Below are 24,533 nucleotides of genomic sequence, written 5' to 3'. Positions count from 1 at the left end.
TTCAAAATTATTTACTCTTTTGTCCTTGTTCCTCTATATACTTTTTTATGACTTCAAGTGGAGCTCCTCCAGTGGTCAACAAACAAAAACTTTTAGACCAAAACATTTCTTTCCAAAGATATTTTCTTGTATGTGGAAATTCTTTTTTTATTATTAATACAACAAAAATACTGAATGACAATTACTATCTAATTCCATTGCTTTCACTCCTATTTTTATATATCTACTGATTATGTTATATCACTTTATCTTCTAAAAAGCAATAGAGCAATTCATAGCACCACCTATAGAGGTGGGCGACTTCTTGCTCGTTAAGTTAAATTTTAGAATAAAGATAAGAACTTTGTACAGAAATTTTATGAGTATTTTTCATTACTCTTTTATAAAAAATAATGTATCAGAGTTAGAATCAGATTCTGAAAATTGATATCCTTCTTTAGTAAAAGTTTTAATACTTTCTAAATCAGAAATATTATTAATTGTCATAAAATCTAATAACATTCCTCTAGCTTTTTTTGCTTCAGTGCTAATATTTTTTAATTTATCATCTACTTTTTGTCTAAATTCAATATTTATAACTTTGAATTTTTTCTTATCAATTATTTTAGAAAACTCTTTTGAAGCTAAATTAATAAAGATTTCATCAATATATGCATTAAGAAAATCATTTATTTTATCATTCCAAAACTTGTAAAGAGATTCCTCTAAAAAGTTAATAGTCATATCAAGTCTATATGGTTTTATTTCAGTGTTTGGAGATAAAACTCCATATAGAGCAGAGAAAATTAATAGATTTTCATTTAAGTAGTTTAAATCTTTAGCAGAGTAACTATTTAAGTTTAGTTGTCTAAAAGTGACACCGTCATAAAGGGATAAAGCTTCATATGAGTCTAGAGAGTCAAAGTTTTGAATGTTATTGTAAGTTTCCTCAAGTAGTTGACCCTTTATTTTAAATAATTTTTCAATTTCTGATTTAGAAAGTTTTTTTAAAGAATTAACTAATGAATGAGTTTTATCAGGAAAGTTAATAGTTCTATTTTTAGAAAAATTAATATTTTTTAGTTTCATTGTCTTACTAGGCGAAAATAAAATCTTCATAAATACCTCCATTTTTTACAATATTTTATATTATAAATGAAAAAAATTCAACATACTAGTAGAAAAGCTGGAGAGGTGTAGATCTCTCCAGCTATATTATATATCTAATGCTGTATTTTAGAAATTTTTAAGTTCATTATAAAATTCATCAATAGCTTCAAAAATTCTAGGAGAACCTCTTAATATTTTTGTTGAATCAACTATAAAAAGGTGTCCTTTTTTACCAGCAGTAATATCTTTTACCACAGGATTGCTATTTAAAATATCTTCTGGAGAACCGATTGCCATAGATCCAATCAAGAAATCAGGGTTCTCTTTAAGTAAAAATTCAGGAGAGATAATAGGTTTATCTCCAACTAAATTATCAGCTAAGTTTTTAATACCTAACAATGATAAGATTTGACCTGATAGAGATTTTGAATTAAAAGCCATCATTGGAGTTGTAGAGTAAAGAATAGCCCCTTTTAAATTAAGAGGATTAGCAGATATTTTTTCTTGAATATCTTTTAATTTATAAGTTGAATCCTCATATAATTTAGTAGCTTCTTTTTCTTTACCAGTTAATTTTCCAAAAACTTGGATATTTTGTAAAATATCATCAAAGTTATTAGAATCTACAACAAGTACAGGAATATTAAATGGTTTTAAACTAGCTCCCAATTTTGTAGACATAGCTCCAATTAAAACTAAATCAGGTGAAAATGATAGAATTTTTTCAATGCTTGTATTTGTAATGTGTCCAACACTAGGTAATTTGCTAACTTTATCCTCAGGATAGATCTTACTTCTAGCAGTAGTAGCAATAGCAGATATTTTGTCCTCTGCTCCAATCATATAAAATGTTTCAATAATAGCAGGATCTAATATAACAATCCTATTATATTCCTTTATTTTAATACTGTTTTTATAGTTATCACTTATCTTATCATTTTCTACTTTTAAAGCTGAAAATGAGTAGCTACTTATTAGTAATGTAAGTAATAAGATTACTTTTTTCACGTTATTTTCCTCCTTTTAACTTTGGTATAATATATGGAATATCCTCTTCTGTATAGAAAATAGAACATTCAAGATCATAGATTGCCTTTAAATTCTCAACAGTTAAAGTCTCTTTAGGAGTACCTTGAGCATATACTTTTCCATCTTTTAGCATAACTATTTCATCACAAAACATAGCTGCAAGATTTAGGTCGTGAAGTACAGCAATAGCAGATAATCCTTTTTCTATAACATTTTCTTTAACTTTTTTCATCAGATCAAGTGCATGGTTTAGGTCCAATGCCGATGTTGGTTCATCAAGGAGAATTATTTTAGTTTCTTGAGTTAAGGCTCTAGCTAATAAAACTCTTTGAAATTCTCCACCAGAAAGAGTTGGAGCTTTTCTTTTTATAAAGTTTTCTAACTCTAATTCACAAAGATGTTTTTTAGCAATCTCTCTATCTTCAGCAGAGTAACCGTCCCAACTATTTTTTAAATGAGGTAATCTCCCCATTAAAACAAAATCTTCAACATCCATAGCAGATACAAGTTGAGATTTTTGAGGAACTAAAGAGATCAATTTAGCTTTTTCCTTTTGAGAAATATCACTAGATTTTAAATTATCTATATAAATATTTCCACTCTCTCCATTTAAATATCCTAAAATATTTTTTAAAAGAGTTGATTTTCCACAACCATTAGGTCCAAGTATTCCAGTAAGTTTTTTCTCTTTTAAATTAAGATCAATTCCTTGAAGAATTTTTCTATTTCCATAGGAGAAATTTAGTTTTTCAATTTTTATTATGTCCATTAGAAATCTCTCCTTTTATTTTTTAATGCTAAATATAGAAAAAATGGAGCTCCGAAAAAGGCAGTTATAACTCCAATAGGAATTTCAACAGGAGCTAAAACGACTCTTCCAAAAGTATCACAAAGTAATAAAAAGAATCCACCAGCTAAAATAGTACTTGGTAGCATCTTACTATTAGAAGGACCTACTATCATTCTAATAGTGTGAGGAACAATTAGTCCAACAAAACCGATCATTCCAGAAAAAGCTACAGAGAAAGCAACTATAAGAGCAGCTACAGTAAGTGTTTTCACTTTTAATTTATTTACGTCTACTCCAAGAGAGTGTGCCTCTTCATCTCCAGAAAGTAGAGCATCTAATTCATATCTTTTCGAGTAAAAATATATTAGTGAAAAAACAAGAGGTATTAATATAAATATAACTCTATTCCAAGTAGCATTTCCAAGATATCCCATCATCCACATTGTAATCTTAAAAGAATCCTCTCCAATAAGATACATAGCAAAAGATGTGAAGGCTCCTAAAAATGATGATACGGCAATTCCTACTATCAAAAGAGTTGCAACATTTACTTTATTACCTTTTTTAGCCATCTTAAATATTAAAAGTGTACTAGCTAAACAAGCTACAAAAGCTAAGACACCATACATGAAGTCAGGCATATTAAAAATAAAAGCAATTACAGCCCCAAAAGTTGCACTTGCTGCAATTCCAATAATATATGGATCAGCAAGAGGGTTTTGAAAGACTGTTTGAACAACAGCCCCACTAGATGATAACATCATTCCTACAAGAAGTGACATTATTATTCTAGGTAATCTAAGATTAAAGATTATAGTTTTTATATAATCTGGAGCTTTCCCTGGAGAAAATATATACTCCAGAGGAATTGGAACACTCCCTAAAGGGATAGAGAGTATTCCTGTTATAATTATTCCTATTGTAAGTACGATAGGTAAAACTTTTTTCATATAATTCCTCGCATTCTAATTTCTATGATTCAGAGTATTATAGGCTATATCTGAATCCTACATAATAATTTCTTTCTGCTGCTGGATCATAAGTATAACCATCTTTTTCACTATAATCAACACTATCATAGTATTTTTTATCGAATAGGTTATTGATTCCAGCATAAAGTGTTAGTCCGTTATCAAATGAATATCCAGTTCTTATATTAGTAATTGTATAGCTACCTCTTTTTCCACTAAGATTATCATTTTTAATATAAGAGTCTCCTGTATAAATTACTTCACCATTGATATTAAAGTTAGGAGTGAAATCATACTTAGCTCCAAAAGTAAATTTATGAGTAGGAACTCCCTCTATTTTTCTACCTGCTAAATCTGCACCATTGACTCTATTTCCTTTATCATCATATTGTTTTTCTGTTCCTTTTTTTATTTCAGCATGCATATATTGATATGATTCAGATAAAGTTAATTTTCCAAAATAATGTTCTAATGCTATCTCAGCACCAAATCTTTCTGTTTTATCAATATTATAATTCAGAATTTTTTGAGACATACCTGTTGCCATTCCCTTCATATAAGTGTAGATCTCATTATCTGTTTGAGTATAGAAAATAGATGTATTGATAGAAGTATTTCCAATATAGTCACTCATACCGAACTCTATACTTCTATATGTTTCAGATTCTAAATCATTAAGTTCATATTTTGTTCCACTCATAGGACGACCCATAACAGATTTTTCATAAGGAACAGCATCAGTTAAAAGTGCTGGTGGTGGAGAAGTAAACCCTTGCTCTAATCTAGTATAAACTTTTCCTGTGTCAGAGTATAAATAAGAACCAGATAATTCAAGTGCAAAATTTTCTTCAGATTTTGAAGTATTAACAATTTTAGGTTTACCCATAGTTTTACCACCAATACTAGTACTAGATGATCTAAAAATATCATATTCAGCTTTTTCAAATCTAAACCCTTGATTAAATTCAAAATCATTATATTTTAAATTGTTCATAATAAAACCAGCATACGTAGTTTTATTAAAATCATTAGTTGTAGTTACTACTGGTGCATGAGCTCCCATTTCCATATTTGCCAATCTTTGAGCATCGTTATCAATATAATCAAAACCAACAATTACTGAGCTATTAGCAAATTCATTTTTTCCATAAGAATATTTTAACTTAGGTTTAATTCCTTTCTTTTTATCGTCAAAGAAACCATAAGGTTTTTTTCCTTTGTCTGAAATTTTTAAATTTGTTTCATTTTGAAAAGCAACCATATTAAACTCTAAATTATCACTTAATTTAGTATTGTATGTTAAAACATAATCATCTTTTTCGGTATTAACTTTAGTAACTTTATCACCAGCTTGCTTTCTATCCTCTTGTAATTGTTTTCTAGTAAGCATACCAGGTGAAAAAATATCAGATTCGTGATGAGAATATTTAAATTCAAGTGCTTGCGTATCACTGATATTATATTTTAAATTTCCTTGAAAAAATTCTGTATCATCATGACTTTGACTACGATAGCCATCAGCATTTGTTTTACTATATATAACATTAGCATCAAAATTTCCTAGAGATTGTCCAGCAGAAACATCATACTTATTTCCACCAAAACTAGTATGGTCATAAGCTACATCAGCTCTAAGTCCTTTTCCATTTTTTGTAATAATATTAATTACCCCACCAGCAGTACCACTACCATATAGAACACTTCCTCCACCAGGAATAACTTCAATTCTTTCAATAGAACTTACAGGAATAGTATTAATTGGAGTACTTGTCATAGAAGTATCTAAAGAATTTACAGCAACTCCATCTATTAATATCTGTACATTTCTCTTAGCAATAGCACTTCCTTGTCCTCTCAAATCAACAGTAGAACCAAATGTATCTTTAGTAATAGAAACACTAGGAATATCTTTCAAAACATCTAGTACAGTTTTATACTCTTTTTCCTTGATCTTATCAGAAGTTACTATAGTTGGATTGGCTGCAACTTCTCTCATTTCAGTAGCGAATCCAGTTGTAGAATAGATAACGCTTTTTCCTAAGTCGATACTCTCTTCTCCATAAGCAGCTACAGCAAGTAGTGCTAAAAGTAATGTTACTTTCTTTTTGTTCATATGTTTTTCTCCTTTTAAAATTAATATTTTAGTTGAAAATTAAAGTCTTATTTATTAAATATTTTTTCTAGTATAAACCCGATTGTATCAATTGAAAGATTGTTACCCCAGAACACTCCATCATTTGTAAAATTAAAGCTCTCCTCTGTTTCTAAAACAAGTTTTTTATCTTCATACTCCTTCATTTTTTCACAGAAGAAACCATATTCCTCATCAGATAAAACATCTTTAATATCTTTTTTAGCAATTATAGGGAATTGCATAATTCCTGAAAGTTTTCCAAATTTAGAATGAACATCAGTCTGTTTAGAGTAGAAAGACATCTCTTTACTCATTCTGTATACTCCGATTCCTTGTACACTTCCACCTGCACCCACACCAATAGGGAAAGTGTCTCCACCAGTATTTCTAACTTTTATATATTGGTAATTGTCTCCACCTTTTTTAGCAATTTTAGTCAATTCTAAAATATGGTATTTGTCCTCTCTAAGCATTTCAGCTACAAAGTGAGAGTAAAGTAGATAATCTTTTTTCATATCTTCTTCAAGCTTTACTCTTTCAGCTTCAATATCTTTTGAAAGTTTAGAACCATCATGTACCATAAGTGAGTAGAAACTAGCACTGCTCAACTCTAATTCTTTTACAATTCTAGCATCTTCAATAACCTCTTCAAAAGTTTGATCAGGGAAATTATAGATAATGTCTACACAAACATCTCCCTTGAAGAAATCTTTAAGTTTTTTAAGTCTTGATTTAACTTCCTCTTTCCCGTAAGTTCTGTTGTAGAAAACTCTTCCTCTATCTGAAAAAGTTTGAATTCCAACACTAAGTCTATTAACTCCGTATTTCATCATAACTTCTAATTTTTCTTCAGTCAAATTGTGTAAAGTTGTTTCAAATGTAAACTCATAATCATCACTAAGTTTAACATTATCTCTTATACTTTGAAGAATAATCTCTAATTGTTTAGGCTTATAAACAGTAGGAGTTCCACCACCAAAGAATATAACATCAAATGTACTCTCTTTGAAATAAGTAGTTTTTCCATACTTATTAAACTCACTAGCAACGTATTCTGCATAGGAATCTAAGCTTCCATCAATTTGCTTTCTATTAAGATTACAAAAAGAACAAATTTTATCACAATAAGGTGTGTGAACGTAGATAGCCTTCTTTCTATCATCAGGTTTAATCTCTAACATAGCTTCAAAACTTTCTCCAGTAGCTTTTTCACTTTGAACGTACTTGTTGATAAGTCCATTGCTATCGTGATGAGATTTGAATCTTTTTTCAAATAACTTTAAATTTTCTGTCATTATTTCCTCCAAATTAATTCCTTTACATAATAATTCCTTCAAAAATAATTTTATTTGCAAAATAAAATTACTATAAATATATTAAACTGTTTATTAAAGATTGTCAAGTTAAAAAATAATTGTTTTTAATTGTTTGACTTTAAAAATAAATTGTGATATAAAATAGAAAGTAAACTAAAATAACTAGGAGGGAAAAATGAAAACACTTATTGCTTATTCAACACTTACTGGAAATACTAGAAAAGTATGTGAAGCTGCAAGTAAAGCCTTTTCACAAGTAGAAGTGAAAGATATAAAAGAGGTGGACAATTTAGATTATGATCTAATAGTTGTTGGAACTTGGATAGACAAGGGAACAGCTGATGCAAAAGCTAAAAAATTTATAGAGACATTAAAAAATAAAAAAGTGGCATTTGTATTTACATTAGGAGCATATCCTGATTCTAAGCATGCTGAAGATTGCACAAATAATATAAAAGAATTATTCACTGAAAATGGAAATGAAGTAATAGGACACTATCACTGCCAAGGAGCAATTGATCCAAAACTAATAGAGATGATGAAAAAGAATTTTGGACCTGATCATCCACATGGACCTAATCCAGAAAGAATAAAAAGATGGGAAGATGCAAGTAAGCACCCAGATCAAAATGATTTAGATAAAGCATATGAGTATTTTAAAGAATTAATAAAATAATATTTAATTGAGTAAGTATCTAGATAATAGATACTTACTTTTTTTATTGAGTTTAAAAATTATACTCCAAAAAATATAAAAGCTGTCAGATTTTTATATGCACTGACAGCTTTTATATTGTTGTTAATTAAGTAAATTAAAATACTTTAAAAGAAAGGATTAATTGAATTATATATTAAAATAAAATAAAAGTCAAGAAAAAAATTAAAAAACTAAATATTTTTATAATCAAAATAATTATTTAAGAGTTTTTAACTTTAAAATATGGTAGGAAACTCCAATTAAAATAAGGATTAAAAATATTTTAAGATGTAAATTAGAGATTCTAGATAGTGAGAAAGTTATACTAACTACAAGTAAAAGAATTGCAAAAATTTTATTTTTAAGAGTGATTCCTTTTTTCTCTTGATAGTCTCTAATATATTGACCAAAGATTTTATTTTCTAATAAGTATGTATGAAATTTCTCTGATGACTTACTAAAACAATAAGCACTTAGTAGTAAAAATGGAGTAGTAGGTAGAAGTGGAAGAAAAATACCTATACATCCTAGCCCTAAAGAGATGAATCCAAATATCAAAAAAACTTTTTTTAGCATAAAATACCCCTTTCATAAAAATTTATTTATAAATATAGCTAATTTTTTTTAAAAAGTCAAATAAATATTTAAAATATATATATTTAGTATTTCAAAAAAAACTTGACAAATTATGTCTATATATTTATAATTTAAAAAGTTTTGAAACAGAAAATATTTTTTTATTAAATTGAAAGGGAAAAGAAAGAATGAGAACAAAAATAGCATTACTAAGTTTAATACTATCAGCTGTTGCACATGGAGCTGATATTGAGTTAGGAAAGAGTGTAATTTCAGCTACAGGATTTGAAACTGCACAAAAAGATACTGTAAAAAATGTTTCAGTGGTTACTGCTCAAGAAATAGAGGAAAAAAATTATCAAAGTGTTACTGATGTGTTGAAGGACATTCCAAGTGTTAATATAATAGGTGATTCAAGTAGTCCTAAAATAGATATGAGAGGACAAGGAAAAGACAATGCAGATAGCAATGTTCAAATATTAATAGATGGGGTAACAATAAATACTATTGACTCTTCACATGGATCTACTCCATTAAATACGGTAGCAGTTGAGAATATCGAAAGAATAGAAGTTATTCCTGGTGGTGGAGCTATACTGTATGGTAGTGGAACTAGAGGTGGAATAATAAATATCATAACAAAAACAGGAGCTGGATATCAAGGTGGAAGTATAGGTGCTGAATACACAAGTTATGGTACTAAAAAAGGAAACGTAAGCTATGGAACAACTTTAGGAAAATTAGGAGTAAGTGTTGATTATTTAGATGAAAGATACAGAGGGTTTAGAGATGAAGATGAAAGTGATAATAAAAACTTTCAAACAACATTAAACTATGATCTTGCAGAAGATAAAAAACTAACATTTAAGTATTTGAGATTTGAAGAAAAAGGTACATATCCAACTTCGTTGACTAGAAAACAGATAAATGAAGATAGAGAACAATCTGGATATGCTTCTGGAATACTACCAAGTGAAAAAGAGATTAAAAAGAATGAATTTAGTTTAAAGTATGAACAAAAAATAAATGATAAAATAGATTTCAATATTCTTACTTCATATCATGATATGAATATGGTAACACATGAATATAAAGATATGAATCAAGTTATGGATATGGACGATACAAGAATAGCTGTAAAACCTAAAATGAGAGTTAAATATAGAGAGAATGACGAATTAATTTTTGGATATGATTATGTAAAAGCTAAATTAGATAGAAAATCTACAGGTTTTATAAAAGCTGATGCTAATTTAACAAAAGAAACAAATAGTTTATTTGTGTTGAATAAAAATAATTTTGGTAAATTAGAATTTACACAAGGGTTTAGATATGAGTATGCAGATTATGATCTGTATAGAAAATATAGTAAATTACTGATAGATAAAACTGTTTCAGAGGATAACTTTGCGTTAGAGTTAGTTACAAATTATCTATACTCAGATACTGGAAATATTTATGCTAGAATAGAAAGAGGGTTTACTTCACCGAAGCCAACAGATCTATTTGATAGAGAAAATAATCAATATACTTTAAATGACCTAAAGTCTGAAAAATATTTAACATATGAAATTGGAGCTAGAGACTATATTTATGATAGTTTAGTAGGAATTACAGGATTCTATACAACAACAGAAGATGAGATTTATAAGGATACTCATGGAATAAACTTTAACTTTAAAAATATAGGAAAAACAGAAAGATATGGAGTTGAATTATCAGCTGAACAGTATTTTGATAAATTAACATTGAGAGAAGGATATTCATATATAAAAACTAAAATTAAAGAAACTGCTTCTGGTGAAAGTAATACAAAAGGAAAAGAGATAGGTAATGTTCCTAATCATAAATTATCATTAAGTTTAGATTATAAGCTGAATGATAAAGTAAGTTTATCTTCAACAACAGTTTACTCAGCAAAGTATTATTTAAACAATAGTAATACAGGTGGTAAGCAAAATAGTTATACAGTAACTAACGTAACTATAAACTACTATCCTATACCAACTTTAAAATTATATACAGGAATAAATAATATATTTAATGAAAAATATTATGATTCAGTATCTATGAAGGGAAATGAATATATGTTTGATCCAGCTACAGAGAGAAACTTTGTTTTCGGATTTAAATATAATTTCTAAATAAAACAGTAAAATCAAGGTCATTTGATCTTGATTTTATTATTTCTGAGAAAAGTCAAGGAATTTTTATATAAATATTGACCGAGATAAGTGGTTATGGTATAATTTAATAGATTATTTAAAGAATTTTTGGGAGGAATAAGATGGAAACTTTATTTACAGTTCTACTATTTATCTTTGCCATTACATTAATAGTATTAGTACTTATACAACCAGATAGGAGCCACGGAACATCTGCAAGTATGGGATTAGGAGCATCAAACACTGTGTTTGGAATATCAAAAGATGGAGGGCCTTTAGCTAAAGCAACAGAAATTGTGGCAACACTATTTATTCTTAGTGCACTTTTATTATACTTAGTGAAATAAAGAGAGAGGCGTATTGAGGGCAATACGTCTTTTTTATAGGTAGATGATAGAATGATGAACAATCTTTTTGGGAATAACTATGAGAGTATGAAACCCTTAGCTGTAAAGTTGAGACCACAAAGTCTAGATGATTTTATAGGGCAAGAGAAGCTTTTAGGGAGTGGAGGAATACTCAGAAAACTGATAGAAAAGCAGAATATATCAAACTCAATTTTTTATGGACCACCAGGATGTGGAAAAAGCTCGATAGGAGAGGTAATTTCAAAAACTACTAATAGTAACTTTGAAACTTTGAATGCAACAACAGCATCATTAAATGATTTGAGAGAGGTTGTAGAGAGAGCTAAAAAAAGTATAGAGTTTTATGGAAAAAGGACAATACTATTTTTAGATGAGATACATAGATTTAATAAAACTCAACAAGATGCATTGTTATCATATTGTGAGAATGGAACTATAACTCTTATTGGAGCAACTACTGAAAATCCTTATTATAGTTTGAATAATGCCCTATTATCAAGGGTTATGATATTTGAATTTAAGGCTTTGACAAGAGAGGACATAAGAAAGATTTTAAAAAGAGGGGTAGAGAAGTTATCTTTAACTGATGTGAGTGAGGAGATAATAGAGTGTATCTTAGATATTTCTCAAGGAGATAGTAGAGTAGCTTTAAATTATTTAGAGCTGTATAAGAATAGTTGTGCTGATTTACAAGTTGATGAGATCTTGGAGATATTTAAAACTAGACAAGCTTCCTATCACAAAGAGGAGGATAAGTATAATTTAATATCAGCCCTAATAAAGAGTATGAGGGGAAGTGATCCTGATTCAGCTCTATATTGGTTAGGGAGATTATTGGCTGGTGGTGAGGATCCAAGATATATAGCAAGACGACTTGTAATACATGCAAGTGAAGATATAGGAATGGCTAATCCAGAGGCAATGTTAATAGCTAATAGTGCTATGATGGCAAGTGAGAGAATAGGTATGCCAGAGATTAGAATAGTACTAGCACAAGCTGTTGTGTATATAGCTATTTCTACCAAAAGCAACTCTTGTTATATGGGAATAAATAAGGCATTGGAAGATATAGAGAAGGGTGATTTAGAGGCAGTACCACCAACTATTGGTCACAATGCAAAGGGATATAAATATCCACATGACTATCCAGGGAATTTCATAAAGCAGAAATATACAAATAAGAGTAGGAATTACTATATTCCTGGAGATAATAAGAATGAAAAACTTATAAAAGAAAAATTAGAAAAGTTATGGAAAAAATAAAGAGGTGAGAGAATGAAGCTTATAAAAGCTGCTAGAGGAACTAAGGATATATTTGGAGAAGAAGCTGTCAAATATACATATATATCTAAAATGGCTCAAGAGATTTTTGAGAGTTATGGATATACATATATAAAGACTCCAATATTTGAGGAAACAGATCTTTTTAAAAGAGGAATTGGAGAGGGAACAGATGTAGTAGAGAAAGAGATGTATACTTTTAAAGATAGAGGAGATAGAAGTTTAACATTGAGACCAGAAAATACAGCATCTGTAGTAAGATCATATTTAGAGAATGCTATTTATGGAAAAGAAGATGTTACAAAATACTATTATAATGGATCTATGTTTAGATACGAGAGACCTCAAGCAGGAAGACAAAGAGAGTTCAATCAGATAGGGGTTGAAGTTTTAGGTGAAAGTTCGCCTATATTAGATGCAGAGGTTATAGCAATGAGTTACTCTCTATTAGAAAAATTAGGGATCAGTGACCTAGAGGTTCACATTAACTCTGTTGGAACAAATGCTTCACGTACAAAATATAGAGAGAATCTATTAAATTTCTTAGAACCAATAAAAGAGGAACTTTGTGAAGATTGTAGAATGAGAATGGAGAAAAATCCATTGAGAGTATTGGATTGTAAGGTTGATAAGTGTAAAGAGTTGACTAAGGAGGCTCCAAGTATAATAGACTCTCTTACAGAAGAGGAGAGAGCTCACTATGAAACAGTAAAAAAATATTTGGATATTTTTGGAGTTAAATATGTAGAGGATTCAAGACTTGTTAGAGGATTAGATTACTACTCAAGTACAGTGTATGAGATAATAACAAATAAATTAGGGGCTCAAGGAACTGTATTGGGTGGTGGAAGATATGATAATCTACTAAAACAGCTAGGAGCTAAAGATATACCAGCAGTTGGATTTGCAGCTGGAGTAGAAAGAATGATGATGTTGTTGGAAGATTATCCTAAGAATAATCCAGATGTATATGTAGCTTGGTTAGGAGAAAATACACAGGAATTTGGATTAAAAATTGCAAAGATTTTAAGAGATAATAAAATAAAAACTTTTGTTGATTTCAATGCTAAAGGAATGAAGTCTCATATGAAAAAAGCAGATAAACTAAACGTTAAATACTGCATAATAGTAGGAGAAGATGAGATGAATAAAGATGTAATAGTCTTAAAAGATTTCAATGCAAGAACACAAGAGGAAATGAGTTTAGAAAAAGCAATTGAAATAATAAAAAAATAGATATATTAAGGAGAGGGTAAAAATGATTTACAGGACTCATAATCTTGGTGAATTAAGAAAAGAGAACATTGGACAAACAGTTACACTTTCTGGTTGGGTAGATACAACTAGAGACCTAGGAGGATTAACTTTTGTTGATTTAAGAGATAGAGAGGGAAAAACTCAAGTTGTATTTGATATAGAAGTAGCTCCAAAAGAGATAGTTGAACAAGCTCAAAAATTGAGAAATGAAGCAGTTATAAGAGTAGTTGGAACTGTAAAAGAGAGACAGAGTAAAAATATGAATATCCCTACTGGAGAGATTGAAGTATTTGCGACAGAACTTACAATTTTAAATAACTGTGATGTATTACCATTCCAAATTACTGGAACTGAAGATAATTTAAACGAAAATATCAGATTAAAATATAGATATTTAGATATCAGAAGACCAAAAATGTTAAATAATCTTAGAATGAGACATAAGATGATAATGGCAATTAGAAACTATATGGACCAAGAGGGATTTATAGATGTTGATACACCATTATTAAATAAATCAACTCCAGAAGGAGCAAGAGACTTCTTAGTTCCTTGTAGAATAAATCCAGGAACTTTCTATGCTTTACCTCAATCACCACAACTTTTCAAACAATTATTAATGATAGGTGGAGTAGAAAGATATTTCCAAATAGCAAAATGCTTTAGAGATGAGGATTTAAGAGCAGATAGACAGTTTGAATTCACTCAATTAGACGTTGAGATGTCATTTGTAGAGATGGATGATGTTATGAATACAATAGAGGGATTAGCTAAAAATGTATTCACAGCTATTACTGGAGAGAGTGCAGATTACAAATTCCCAAGAATGCCTTATGCTGAAGCTATGTCAAGATTTGGTTCTGACAAACCAGATGTAAGATTTGGGGTTGAATTAAAAGATTTAACAGATATTGCTAAAACTTGTGGTTTTAAAGCATTTAAAGATGTTGCTGAAAATGGTGGATTAGTAAAATGTATAACTGCTCCAAAAGCTTTTGAAAAATTCTCAAGAAAAGTGTTAGGAGAGTATGAAGAGTACGCTAAGAGATATTTCGGAGCAAAGGGAATGGCTTATGTAAAAATAGCTGAAGATGGAAGTATAACCTCTCCAATAGCTAAATTTTTCTCTGAAGAGGAGATGGCAAATATAGTAAAAGTTGCTGAAGCAAACCCAGGAGATGTAATATTGATAATAGCTGATAAAGCTAAAGTTGTATACGGAGCTTTAGGAGCTATGAGACTTAGAATAGGAAAGGAACTTGATCTAATAAACAATGATGAGTTTAAATTCCTATGGGTAGTTGATTTCCCAATGTTTACTTATGATGAAGAAGAGGGAAGATACAAGGCTGAACACCACCCATTCACTTCAATAAAAGCTGATGATATGGAAGCTTTCTTAGGTGGACAGACAGAAAATATAAGAACAAATACTTATGATATGGTATTAAATGGATTTGAGATTGGAGGAGGTTCTATAAGAATCTTTAATCCTGAAATTCAGAATAAAGTTTTTGAAAGATTAGGATTATCTTATGAAGAGGCTAGAGAAAAATTTGGTTTCTTTGTAGATGCATTTAAATATGGAGCACCACCTCATGGAGGACTTGCATTTGGAATTGATAGATGGTTAATGGTAATGTTAAAAGAAGCTTCAATAAGAGAAGTTATTCCATTCCCAAAAACTAATAAAGGTCAATGTTTAATGTCGGAGGCACCTAATTTTGTTGACAAATCTCAATTAGATGAACTAAATATTGCTGTAACAGCAAAAAATGATGAAAAAATCGAAGAAAAATAAAAAATAAATTTAAGATTAATACTTGAAAATTTTATAAATAAGTGATATAATTTCCTTAATAAGAATAGATGTCTGACCTACTCGTTATTTCTTGAGGTTTTGGGCCTAATGTCGTCACGGGGTTGGCGCTGCTTTCAGTAGCTCAGCAAAGTCACGAATAGCTTAGAGCTTAAGTTGATTACGGACTCTGTATGCTGTTAGTAACTGACTACCACTTATGGTTTTGGCGACTAAAACTGTATTGAAGACGGTAGGTTGGAGCTTTTCTTTGGGACTTAGTCCCTTTTTTTTATTTATTTGAAAAAATGTCACAAAATATAGTTAAAAGAAGGTGAAATGAAGTGCATATTATTGAGAAAGAGATAAGTAGAATATTTGAAGAAACAGTTAAAAGACTTTATCCAGATAAAGAGTTGAAAAAAATAGAAGTATCAGTGGCTACTAATGAAAAGTTTGGAGATTTTCAAACAAACTTTGCTATGATGAACTCTAAAATAATAGGTAATAATCCAAGAGCAATAGCACAAGAGGTAGTTGATAATTTAGTTGAGAATAATGTAATTGAGAGATTAGAGATAGCTGGACCAGGATTTATAAATATATTCTTAAAGAATGAATATTTAGGTGAGTTATTAAAAAAATCAAGAACTGAAAAGTATGATTTTTCATTCTTAAATAGAGAGGGAGATGTAGTAATAGATTTCTCTTCTCCTAATATAGCTAAGAGAATGCATATAGGACATCTACGTTCTACAATAATAGGTGATTCTATAGCAAGAATACATAGATATTTAGGTTACAATGTAGTTGCTGATAACCATATAGGAGATTGGGGAACTCAATTTGGAAAACTTATCATAGGTTATAGAAGATGGCTTGATAAAGAAGCTTATAAAGTAAATGCTATTGAAGAGTTAGAAAGAGTTTATGTAGAGTTTACTAAGCAATCTGAAGAGCACCCAGAGTTGGAAGAGGAAGCAAGACTTGAACTTAAAAAGTTACAAGATGGAGATGAAGAGAACTTTGCTCTATGGAAAGAGTTTATAAAAGTGTCTTTAGATGAGTATGAGAAACTATATGGAAGATTAGATGTACACTTTGACACTTATTATGGGGAGTCTTTTTATCATGATATGATGCAAGGTGTAGTTGAGGAGTTAATTGAGAAAAATATAGCAGTAGAAGATGATGGAGCAAAGGTTGTATTCTTCCCAGAAGAAGATAATCTATTCCCATGTATAGTTCAGAAGAAAGATGGAGCTTTCCTATACTCAACTTCTGATATAGCAACTGTTAAATTCAGAAAAGATAACTACAATATAAACAAGATAATCTACTTAACAGATGAAAGACAGCAAGATCACTTCAAACAGTTCTTTAAAATAACTGATATGTTAGGTTGGGAAGTTCCTAAGCACCATATTTGGTTTGGTATTATGAGATTTGCTGATGGTGTGTTCTCTACAAGAAAAGGTAATGTAATTAGACTTGAGCAACTGATGGATGAAGGAAAGAAAAGAGCTTATGATATAGTCAATGAAAAAAATCCAGAGTTATCAGAAGTTGAAAAGGAGAATATATCTGAAATAGTTGGAGTTGGAGCTATTAAGTATGCTGACTTATCACAAAATAGACAGAGTCCAATAATATTTGAATGGGATAAGATATTGAGCTTTGAAGGAAATACAGCACCATATCTTCAATACTCTTATGCAAGAATTCAATCAATATTGAGAAAAGCAGAGTCTGAAGGTAAAACAATAGATTATAGCAAAGAGATAGTTATAAAAGATAAGCAAGAGAAGGCATTAGCTAATCACATAGCAGCATTCCCAATGGTTATAATCAAAGCAGCTGAAACATTTAAACCAAATGTAATAGCTGACTATCTATTTGAATTATCTAAGAAATTTAACAGTTTCTATAATAGTTGTCCTATTCTTAATCAAGAGGATGAGATTTTATTCTCAAGAGGATTACTTGCTAAGATAGCTGGTGAAACTATAAAAGATGGACTAGATTTACTAGGAATAAAAACTTTAGATAGAATGTAAGAATATATAGACTACACCTAATATTTTAAAATAGAGGGTGTAGTTTTTATTTTAAAAAGTTTTTGTATAAAAGGAAGTTAACTTGTAAATTAAGATATTATCAAGTATAATAGACATAAAGTATCACTAGTAAGAGTAAGAGGAGAATTTATGAATTGAAGAAAAAATAATAATTAAGAGATGATAAATACAGGGAGAAAAATAAATGAAAAAAAAATTATATAGTGTGATAATATTTTTAACCTTTTCACTTATTATTTTAGGTGGATATATATTTTTTCAAATTAAAGGAAAGACAGACTATAATTTGGAATTAAATATAGAAAAAAATCAACCACTTATGAGATCTCTAGCCAAGCTACCAAAATCAGATAGCTTAATATTTAAAGTATATTTAAAGTTACGAAACAATGGAAGAGGAGTAAAAGCTGGAACATATCATATTGAGGGTGAGTACTCATTAGAAGAAATAATAGATATATTAGAATCTGGAAAGGGAAGAATTGTAAAAATAACGATTCCAGAGGGGTTTAGTATAAAGCAGATCGTAGCATATTTAGAAGAGAATAAGCAGATAGACAGAGATGAATTTTACAGAGAGTTGAAAGAGGCTAGTAAAGAGTTTCCTTATCCAACACCAGAGGGGAATTTTGAAGGTTATCTATATCCAGAAACATATTTTTTACCAGAGAATTTTGATGAAAGAACACTTATAAATACTATGTTAAAAGAGTTTTTAAAGAAATTTCCAAGTGAAAAATACCCAGATAAGGATGAGTTTTATCAAAAGTTGATAATGGCCTCTATATTAGAAAGAGAAGCTTTAGTTAAAAGTGAAAAGCCAATAATGGCATCAGTATTTTATAATAGAATAAAAAAGGGAATGACTCTTTCATCAGATGCTACAGTTAACTATGTATATGATTATAGTAAGAAGAGAATATACTATAAAGATTTAAAAGTAGATTCTCCATACAATACTTATAAGTATAAAGGATTACCACCAGCACCTATATCTAATCCAGCAGTAGATTCTTTAGAGGCAGCTTACAATCCAGCTCAAACAGATTATCTATTTTTTGTTGCAACTGGAGATGGTAGTCATTACTTTAGTAAAACATATAAAGAGCATTTAGAATTTCAAAGGAAAAATAAAAATTAAGGAGTAAAGAGTGAAAAAAATAGTTTTAGCATCAATAAATAGCCAATATGTACATTTGAATGTGGCTGTTAGGTATTTAAAAAAATATGTGGAGGAGAATTGTGATACTAGATTAGATATTTATGAGACTAATATTAATAATCAGTTGATAAATATAATCAAAGATTTATTTGAAAAGCAACCAGATATGATAATTTTTTCTACATATATTTGGAACAAGGAGTATGTTTTTTCATTGATAAAAGAGTTGAAAAAAGTGCTACCAAATGTAAAAATAGCATTGGGTGGTCCAGAAGTTTCATATAAATGGGAAAGAACAATTGAAGAAAATAGTGAAATAGATTATATTTTTACAGGTGAAGGAGAGAAGATACTTTTAAACTTTTTTACAAAGGATATAAAAGAGGTAAAAGGAGTTGTCTACAGGGAAGACCAGGAGATAAAATATAATGGAATGGAGACTCTTATTGATAATTTAGATGTGATACCATTTCCTTATGATGATGAGGAGCTATTGGATAGAACGAAAATATTCTATTATGAATCTTCAAGAGGTTGTCCTTTTAACTGTTCATACTGTATGTCATCAATTGATAAGAGTGTGAGATACTATTCTATTGAGAGAACCAAGAAGGATTTAAAGAGATTTATTGACTCACCTATAAAATTATTAAAGTTTGTAGATAGAACTTTTAATTTAAGCAAGGAAAAATATATGGCTATTTGGAGATTCCTACTTGAGAATTACAGAGAGGGAATAACATTCCATTTTGAGATAAATGCTAATATCTTTGATGAGGAAACATTGGATTTCTTAGAAAAAGTACCTAGGGGTTATTTTCAATTTGAGATAGGGGTACAGACAATAGATGCTCAAGCTATGAAGAGCATAGGAAGAATTAACCATTTAGAAAAATTAGCTCACAATATAGGAAGAATTAGTAGAAATATACATCTACATTTAGATTTGATAGCGGGACTACCCTATGATACCTACGAGAAGTTTAAAAAATCTTTTGACTATGTACATCAATTGAAACCAGAGATGATACAGTTGGGATTTTTAAAACTTTTGAAGGGGACAAAGATGTATGATGAAAGAGAGAAATATGGATATAGATATTTTTCTAAGCCACCTTATGAAGTTTTTTCAAATGATTTTATAAGCTTTGGTGAGATAATTAAGCTAAAAAATCTTGAAAAAGTCTTAGATTTTTACTATAATTCTGAGAAGTTTCAAGAGAGTGTACAGTGGATTATAGATACTCATTATAGTAGTGCTTTTGATTTTTATGAAGAGGTAGCAGAGTACTTTGATAGAAATGGATATTTAAAGGTTAGTCATAAAGAGAGTGCACTATTTACCCTTTTATATAATTTTTATGAGGAAAAGGAGTTTTCGGAAAAAGATGTATTTTTAGAATACTTAAAATATGATTATTTAATGCTTGGTAAAGCAGGTTTTTATCCTGAATGGTTTAAGAGTGAGAAGGATGGAGAGCTTTATGACAAGCTAATAAAAGAGGAAAATTATAAGAGTATAAGAGAGGGACATAAGAATAGTGAGTTAGAGAGATTTAAATATAACATATTTACAAAATCTTTTGAAGATATATATATGTTCTTTGATTATAGAGATAAAACAGCCAAAGTGGTAAAAAATTCTTGACTCTATTTATAAAAAACTTTGGAAAAATAGGTTAATATATGTTATAATTTTATGAAATGATATATAAAAGAGTGGTTTTATGAGATTGTTCAAAAAGATAATAGAGAAAAATAGAAAAGAGAGATTAATTGAGAATGGAGATAGGCTTGTAATAGGTTTTTCAGGAGGACCAGATTCAGTTTTTTTGACAGAGATGTTATTAAAATTAAAAGAGTATATTGAATTTGACTTCGTTTTAGTCCATATTAATCATCTGTTGAGAGGAGAAGAGGCTCAAAGAGATGAGGATTTTTCAATTGAATATGGAAGAGAAAGGGGCATAGAGGTATTCGCTAGAAAGATTGATATAACAACACTGGGAAAGGAACAGGGTCTGACTTTGGAGGAAGCTGGACGTGAAGCAAGATATGGATTTTATCAAGAGATCTTGGATAAAATTGGTGGGAATAAGATAGCCTTAGCTCACAATAAAGATGATCAGATAGAGACTTTTATGTTTAGATTGTCAAGAGGAACAGGACTTTCTGGTTTAGAGGGGATAAACTCTAAAAGAGGTATCTATATTAGACCGATTTCTGAAGTTTATAAGAGAGAGATTTTAGGATATTTAGACGAAAACGGGATTGACTACTGTATAGATAGTACAAATTTAGAAAATGAATTTACTAGAAATAGTATAAGGTTAGATCTGATTCCATTTATAGAGCAGAGATATAATCCGAAATTTAAAGATAAGATTTTTTCTCTGATTGAAGAGATAAGAGAGACAAACAATTTTGTAGAAAGAGAGATAGAGAGATTTTCTAACTGTAAAGAATTAAATATTGATGAAATTTTACACTTTTCAAAGATGATAAGAGGGAAGATCTTAAGTAAATTTCTTTATAGATACAATATCAAGGTAAATAGAGAGAAGATCAATCTCATTGAGAGTATTTTGAAAAATGGTGGAAGTCAAGAGCTTATTTTAAGTGAGAAGTATGTCTTAAAGAAGGAGTATAATCTACTTAGAATAGATGGGAATAGAGTTTCTAAAGAGAGTTTGGAGGCTAAGAGTTTGACTGTGCCAGGTGTAATAGAGTTTGGAGATTACATCATAGAAGCTAGTTATGAAAAGGTGAAGGAAAAAAATAGAGATGTCTATTATACTAATATAAAAAGAGGGGATACTCTTTTAGTAAGAGTAAGAAAAGATGGTGATAAGATAGTTCCAACAGGAATGAAGGGTGAAAAAAAACTGAAAGATATTTTTATTAATGAGAAGATTGAGAAGGAGAAAAGAGACTCTATTCCTCTGATAACATATGGTAAAGATATAGTTTGGATAGCTGGAATAAGAGGAAATGAGAAGTATAAGGGGACAGAAGAGTACTGCGTTAAATTAAGTGCAAGGAGGAAAAAATAATTGAACGATAAGAATTTATTTGATGAGAATGAAGATAAAAAGATAGACGAGAAGGAAAAAGAGTTAAATTTAGAAGAAAAAGATGAAAATAAAGCTTCAGAGCAAGATGAAGAGAAAAAACAGAGTGAAGAGGTAAAAGAGAGAAAAGAGGAGCTTAGAAATAAACTTAAAGAGGGAATGTCTAAGAATAAAGATAGTAAAAATCCTAAAGAAAAAGATGAAGAGAATAAGTTTAAACAGTTGGGTGGAAAGTTTAACTTTAAAGGATTTATAATGTTGTTATTCATAATAACATTGGTGATGTCTCTGCCTTCAATCTTATCAGATACTGCAAAAACACCAAGTGACGAGGTTTCATATACAGAGTTTATTCAAAATATAAAATCTGGTAAAATCAAAAAAGTAGATGAAAAAGAGGGGTATGTATACGGATATTCAGCTGATGAAAAGAGCGTGTACAGTGCTAGAATGATAACTGATAGATTGGGAGGAGATCCTAAGCTAGTAGAGACTATAGAATATAATGGAGTTGGAATAAAATCAGTTCCACCTCAACAGATGCCATTGTTGTTGAATATTTTAATATCTTGGTTCCCTATGCTATTATTAATAGGAATCTGGATATTTATGATGAATAAAATGGGAAAAGGAAATGGTGGAGGACCACAAATTTTCAATGTTGGAAAATCAAAAGCTAAAGAGAATGGAGAAGATGTATCTAAAGTAACTTTTGCTGATGTTGCAGGAATTACAGAGGCTAAAGTGGAATTAGAAGAGGTTGTAAAGTTTTTAAGAGAGCCTGAAAAGTTCAAAAATATAGGTGCAAGAATACCTAAAGGAGTATTATTATTAGGAGCACCAGGAACAGGAAAAACTTTACTGGCTAAAGCGGTGGCTGGAGAGGCAAAGGTTCCTTTCTTCAGTATGTCAGGATCTGAGTTTGTTGAGATGTTTGTAGGGGTAGGAGCTTCAAGAGTTAGAGACCTATTCAATAAAGCAAGAAAAAATGCTCCATGTATAATCTTTATAGATGAGATAGATGCAGTTGGAAGAAAGAGAGGATCTGGACAAGGTGGAGGAAACGATGAAAGAGAGCAAACTCTTAACCAACTTCTTGTTGAGATGGATGGATTTGGTACTGATGAAACTATAATAGTTTTAGCAGCAACAAATAGACCAGAGATTTTGGATAGAGCTCTAATGAGACCAGGAAGATTTGACAGACAAGTTTTTGTTGACAGTCCAGATATTGATGGAAGAGAAGCGATATTAAAAGTTCATGTAAGAGATAAAAAGTTAGCTAAAGATGTTAATTTAAGAACAATAGCTAAAAAGACACCAGGATTTGTAGGAGCAGACTTGGCAAACCTATTAAATGAGGCAGCAATTTTAGCAGCAAGAGACAATAGAGAAGAGATTACTATGGAGGACTTAGAAGAGGCTTCAGAGAAGGTAAGTATAGGTCCAGAGAGAAAATCTAAAAAAGTGATAGAGAAAGAGAGAAAGATAACAGCTTATCATGAGGCTGGACACGCTGTAATGCACTATGCACTACCTAATACAGATCCAGTTCATAAGATATCTATCGTTCCTAGAGGTATGGCAGGAGGTTATACAATGGCTTTACCTGAAGAGGATAGAAGTTATAAATCAAAAAATGAGTTCTTAGATGAGATGAGAGTATTATATGGTGGAAGAGCTGCAGAGCAGATTGTATTTGGAGATATTACAACTGGAGCAAGTAACGATATTGAAAGAGCTACAGCTATAGCTCATGCTATTGTTACAAGATTTGGAATGAATGAGAAATTTGGACCGATCTTATTGGATAATACAAAAGAGGGAGATTATTTCCAACAAAAATATTATAGTGATGTAACAGGTAAAGAGGTAGACGAAGAGATCTTTAAAATAGTTCAAACTATGTACAAGGAGACTTTGGATATACTTACTAAATACTATGATAAGTTAGATGCTGTAGCCAAGGCATTATTAGAGAGAGAACACCTTAATAGAGAGGAGTTTGAAGCTATTATGAAAGGTGAGAGCATAGATGAGATAGAGCAAGAGAGTGAAACAGTAGAGATATTAGAGAACTCAAATATGGAGATAGAAGATTAATAAAAATTTATAAAGATACTTTACAATATGGTATAAGTGTGATATAATTACAAAGGAATTTAAGCTCAGTTTTGCGGTTAGCCTCGTATTACTTAGCTTAGATAATATATAATTAGGAGGAATTCAAAATGGCTATGAGAAGTAAAGCAGAAATCATTAAAGAGTTTGGAAAATTTGAAGGAGATACAGGATCAACTGAGGTACAAATCGCTCTATTAACAGAGAAAATCAACCACTTAACTGATCACTTAAGAACTCACAAGAAAGATTTCCACTCAAGATTAGGATTATTAAAAATGGTAGGACAAAGAAAGAGATTACTTGCTTACCTAACTAAGAAAGACTTAGAAGGATACAGAAACTTAATCGCTAGATTAGGAATCAGAAAATAGTTTTAGCAGAGAACGAGGTTTTATACCTCGTTTTTTTTATAATAGAAAAAATATATAAAAAACATATATTTTTTGAAAGAAGGAAAAAATAATAGTAAAATTTTTATAAATTAATACCAATAAAATGGTATTTTTTTCAAAACAGGATTACAAAAGAAATAAATATAGTTTTAATTTATAATTTGAATCATATGAATATATATCATTAATTTGACAAATATTAGATAATGTAGTAAATTTCTAAGTATAAGATAAA

Annotated in this window: 19 protein-coding genes and 1 pseudogene; 12 read left to right on the top strand and 8 right to left on the bottom strand. The window is 29.8% G+C overall.

Annotation, left to right across the window (positions count from 1 at the left end; translation table 11 throughout):
• Positions 1-7 precede the first annotated feature (7 nt).
• The 7 genes and pseudogenes from QZ286_RS09585 to QZ286_RS09555 form a co-directional block, all read right to left on the bottom strand.
• Positions 8-154, bottom strand: a pseudogene (locus tag QZ286_RS09585) (transposase); the annotation flags it as partial.
• 218 nt (positions 155-372) lie between these two features.
• On the bottom strand, positions 373-1,098 hold the full coding sequence (locus tag QZ286_RS09580) for a YaaA family protein (protein WP_291256743.1): 726 nt from the start codon (positions 1,096-1,098) through the stop codon (positions 373-375).
• A gap of 117 nt (positions 1,099-1,215) precedes the next feature.
• Entirely contained in the window at positions 1,216-2,097 is an 882-nt protein-coding gene (locus QZ286_RS09575) for an ABC transporter substrate-binding protein (RefSeq protein ID WP_291256742.1), read from the bottom strand.
• Between the two features lies 1 nt (position 2,098).
• On the bottom strand, positions 2,099-2,887 hold the full coding sequence (locus tag QZ286_RS09570; RefSeq protein ID WP_291256741.1) for an ABC transporter ATP-binding protein: 789 nt from the start codon (positions 2,885-2,887) through the stop codon (positions 2,099-2,101).
• A complete protein-coding gene (locus tag QZ286_RS09565; protein WP_291256740.1) occupies positions 2,887-3,858 on the bottom strand; it encodes an iron ABC transporter permease in 972 nt (323 codons plus the stop codon). Before QZ286_RS09565 ends, QZ286_RS09570 begins: the two co-directional genes overlap by 1 nt.
• A 37-nt stretch (positions 3,859-3,895) precedes the next feature.
• Entirely contained in the window at positions 3,896-5,992 is a 2,097-nt protein-coding gene (locus QZ286_RS09560) for a TonB-dependent receptor (protein WP_291256739.1), read from the bottom strand.
• Between the two features lie 47 nt (positions 5,993-6,039).
• Complete coding sequence (locus tag QZ286_RS09555; RefSeq protein WP_291256738.1) at positions 6,040-7,308, bottom strand: radical SAM protein; 1,269 nt, start codon at positions 7,306-7,308, stop codon at positions 6,040-6,042.
• A gap of 196 nt (positions 7,309-7,504) precedes the next feature.
• Between QZ286_RS09555 and QZ286_RS09550 the strand changes: the two genes are divergently transcribed.
• On the top strand, positions 7,505-8,005 hold the full coding sequence (locus QZ286_RS09550; RefSeq protein ID WP_291256737.1) for a flavodoxin family protein: 501 nt from the start codon (positions 7,505-7,507) through the stop codon (positions 8,003-8,005).
• A 237-nt stretch (positions 8,006-8,242) separates the two neighbouring features.
• On the opposite strand, the gene QZ286_RS09545 is transcribed toward QZ286_RS09550, so the two are convergent.
• Entirely contained in the window at positions 8,243-8,602 is a 360-nt protein-coding gene (locus QZ286_RS09545; RefSeq protein ID WP_291256736.1) for a YbaN family protein, read from the bottom strand.
• A gap of 188 nt (positions 8,603-8,790) precedes the next feature.
• On the opposite strand from QZ286_RS09545, the gene QZ286_RS09540 reads away from it, so the two are divergent.
• The 11 genes from QZ286_RS09540 (at position 8,791) to rpsO (ending at position 24,277) form a co-directional block, all read left to right on the top strand.
• Positions 8,791-10,746: a TonB-dependent receptor gene (locus QZ286_RS09540; protein ID WP_291256735.1), complete on the top strand. Its 1,956-nt coding sequence runs from the start codon at positions 8,791-8,793 to the stop codon at positions 10,744-10,746.
• Between the two features lie 143 nt (positions 10,747-10,889).
• The gene (gene secG, locus QZ286_RS09535) at positions 10,890-11,114 is read left to right on the top strand and encodes a preprotein translocase subunit SecG (RefSeq protein WP_291256734.1); all 225 of its coding nucleotides are present in this window, start codon (positions 10,890-10,892) and stop codon (positions 11,112-11,114) included.
• A 51-nt stretch (positions 11,115-11,165) separates the two neighbouring features.
• Complete coding sequence (locus QZ286_RS09530; RefSeq protein WP_291256733.1) at positions 11,166-12,398, top strand: replication-associated recombination protein A; 1,233 nt, start codon at positions 11,166-11,168, stop codon at positions 12,396-12,398.
• A 12-nt stretch (positions 12,399-12,410) separates the two neighbouring features.
• A complete protein-coding gene (gene hisS, locus QZ286_RS09525; RefSeq protein WP_291256732.1) occupies positions 12,411-13,652 on the top strand; it encodes a histidine--tRNA ligase in 1,242 nt (413 codons plus the stop codon).
• Between the two features lie 22 nt (positions 13,653-13,674).
• On the top strand, positions 13,675-15,474 hold the full coding sequence (aspS, locus tag QZ286_RS09520; RefSeq protein WP_291256731.1) for an aspartate--tRNA ligase: 1,800 nt from the start codon (positions 13,675-13,677) through the stop codon (positions 15,472-15,474).
• Positions 15,475-15,815: 341 nt separating this feature from the next.
• Positions 15,816-17,528 (top strand): arginine--tRNA ligase, encoded by a 1,713-nt coding sequence (gene argS, locus QZ286_RS09515; RefSeq protein ID WP_291256730.1) that lies wholly within the window; start codon positions 15,816-15,818, stop codon positions 17,526-17,528.
• A gap of 205 nt (positions 17,529-17,733) precedes the next feature.
• Complete coding sequence (mltG, locus tag QZ286_RS09510; protein WP_291256729.1) at positions 17,734-18,690, top strand: endolytic transglycosylase MltG; 957 nt, start codon at positions 17,734-17,736, stop codon at positions 18,688-18,690.
• 10 nt (positions 18,691-18,700) lie between these two features.
• On the top strand, positions 18,701-20,359 hold the full coding sequence (locus QZ286_RS09505; RefSeq protein ID WP_291256728.1) for a B12-binding domain-containing radical SAM protein: 1,659 nt from the start codon (positions 18,701-18,703) through the stop codon (positions 20,357-20,359).
• Between the two features lie 79 nt (positions 20,360-20,438).
• Positions 20,439-21,764 (top strand): tRNA lysidine(34) synthetase TilS, encoded by a 1,326-nt coding sequence (tilS, locus tag QZ286_RS09500; protein ID WP_291256727.1) that lies wholly within the window; start codon positions 20,439-20,441, stop codon positions 21,762-21,764.
• Positions 21,765-23,885, top strand: a complete 2,121-nt coding sequence (gene ftsH, locus QZ286_RS09495) for an ATP-dependent zinc metalloprotease FtsH (protein WP_291256726.1) — start codon at positions 21,765-21,767, stop codon at positions 23,883-23,885.
• A 134-nt stretch (positions 23,886-24,019) separates the two neighbouring features.
• Positions 24,020-24,277, top strand: coding sequence for a 30S ribosomal protein S15 (gene rpsO, locus QZ286_RS09490; RefSeq protein ID WP_176846263.1), 258 nt, complete (start codon positions 24,020-24,022; stop codon positions 24,275-24,277).
• The last annotated feature ends 256 nt before the right edge of the window (positions 24,278-24,533 follow it).

Origin of the sequence: Fusobacterium sp., from assembly GCF_019012925.1 — a bacterium.
Lineage (GTDB): Bacteria > Fusobacteriota > Fusobacteriia > Fusobacteriales > Fusobacteriaceae > Fusobacterium_A.
This window is presented reverse-complemented; position numbering and strand designations above follow the sequence as displayed.